The 1940-nt window shown below is 63.7% G+C and carries 2 protein-coding genes; both read right to left on the bottom strand.

Annotated elements, in window-relative coordinates:
* The coding region (locus AC07XM_RS30975) for a condensation domain-containing protein (protein WP_495046081.1) at positions 1 to 1448 on the bottom strand (1448 nt) is incomplete at its 3' end.
* 11 nt (positions 1449 to 1459) lie between these two features.
* The coding region (locus tag AC07XM_RS30970; protein WP_495046080.1) for a phosphopantetheine-binding protein at positions 1460 to 1940 on the bottom strand (481 nt) is incomplete at its 5' end.

Genomic DNA, 1940 nt, shown 5'->3' with positions numbered 1-1940 from the left:
GTGGCATTCAGCAGTGGCAGCTCGGCGATGCGCTGCTGCGGCTGCGCGACGATGGCGGCCAGCAGGCCCTGCCAGTGTCCGGCGAGCTGGGCGATGGTGGCTTCGTCGAACAGCGCGGTGGCGTAGGTCAGGAACGCACCGATGCCGTGCTCATGCTCGAGCGTGTTCAAGGCCAGGTCGAACTGGGTGGTATGGATTTCCCAGTCGAGCGCCTCCAGGGTCAGGCCTGGCAGATGCCGTGCTTGGCCACGCCCCTCGCTGGCGTGGTTGTGCATCACCTGGAACAACGGGCTATGACTGAGGCTGCGCTCTGGCTGCAGGGCTTCGACCAGTTGCTCGAACGGCAGGTCCTGATGCGCCTGTGCGCCGAGCCCGGCCTGGTGCACCTGCTCGACCAGCTCATCGAAGGTGGTGGTCAGGTCGAATTCGGCCTTGAGCACCTGGGTGTTGACGAAGAAGCCGATGAGGCCCTCGACTTCGCTGCGATTGCGGTTGGCGATCGGGACGCCGACGCGGATATCGTTCTGCCCGCTGTAGCGGTGCAGCAAGGCCTGGAAGCTTGCCAGCAGCAACGTGAAGAGGGTCACGCCCTGGCGCTTGGCCAACAGCTTCAGCGCGTCCGCCAGCGCATCGGCGAGGGTGACGTCGAAGCGCGCGCCTGCCGGGCTCTGCACCGAGCCACGCGGGCGGTCCAGCGGCATTTCGAGCACAGGTTGTTCGTCCCCCAGCCGCGCCGTCCAGTAGCCCAGCTGCTTTTCGCGCTCGCCCGCTTCCATCCATTGCCGTTGCCACAACGCGTAGTCGGCATACTGCACCGGGAGCGCCGGCAGTCGCAGTGCCTGCCCGGATCTGGCAGCTTCGTAGAAACGCACCAGCTCGTCGACCATGATCGGTGTCGACCAGCCATCGGAGACGATGTGGTGCAAGGTCAGGACCAGCACATGGTCATCCGCCGCCAGGCGCAGCAGCTTGACCCGCAGCAAGGGGCCTTGCTCCAGGTCGAATGGCTGTTGAACTTCCTGCTCCACCCAAGCCTTGAGTGCCGCAGTGGCATCGGCACCGATGCCCTTGAGCGTTTCGATCACCAGCGCGAAGGGTGCCTCGGGGTGAATCACCTGCACCGGTTGGTCACCGTCGAGGTGAATGGTAGTGCGCAGGGTTTCGTGTCGAGCGATCAGGCCGTCGAAGCTGGCCTGCAACGCCTTGAGGTCGAGATCGCCCTTCAGGCGCAGGGCGACCGGAATGTTGTAAGCGCTGCCCTGGGGGTCCATCTGCCAGAGAAACCACTGCCGCTGCTGGGCGTAGGACAGTGCCAGGACCTCCTCCGGCGCCCTCGCAGGGATCGGCGCGACTCCGTACAAGTTGATTCCCTGACGCTTCAGGAGCATGGCCAGAGCGTGACGCTCTTTGGTGGACAACGATTTGACGGAGTCGAGCAACGCTTGCACTGATGTATCCCCTATGAAATCAGTTCATCAATTTCCTCCGTGGTTAGACGTTTGAGCGCCTCTAGCGATTTAGCCAGTTCTGCCTGAATCGGATCGATTTGCTGATTTTTCTCTTCGAGGCAGCGTGAGAAATCCTCCAGTCGGGGCTGTTCGAACAGTGCCTTCAAGGTGGCGTCGATGCCCGTCGCCTCACGAACGCGTACGATCACCTGGGTGGCAGACAGCGAATGGCCGCCCAGGGCGAAGAAGTTATCCGTCACGCCCACCTGGTCGAGTTTCAGGACCTCGGCCCAGATCGTCGCAATCTGTTGCTCCAGCTCGCTGCGCGGGGCCACGTAGCTGTCCTGCAGCACGCTTGCGTCGGGTTTGGGCAGGGCCTTGCGGTCCAGCTTGCCGTTGGCCGTCACCGGCAGGCGCTCAAGGAACAGCAGGTGGGTCGGGACCATGTAGTCGGCCAGCCCGTGCCTGAGGTGCTCGCGCAGTTCGCTGCGC

Source organism: Pseudomonas sp. GW460-LB5, from assembly GCF_059423245.1.
The sequence above is the reverse complement of the archived record's forward strand: the minus strand, read 5'-3'. Positions and strand labels throughout refer to the sequence as shown.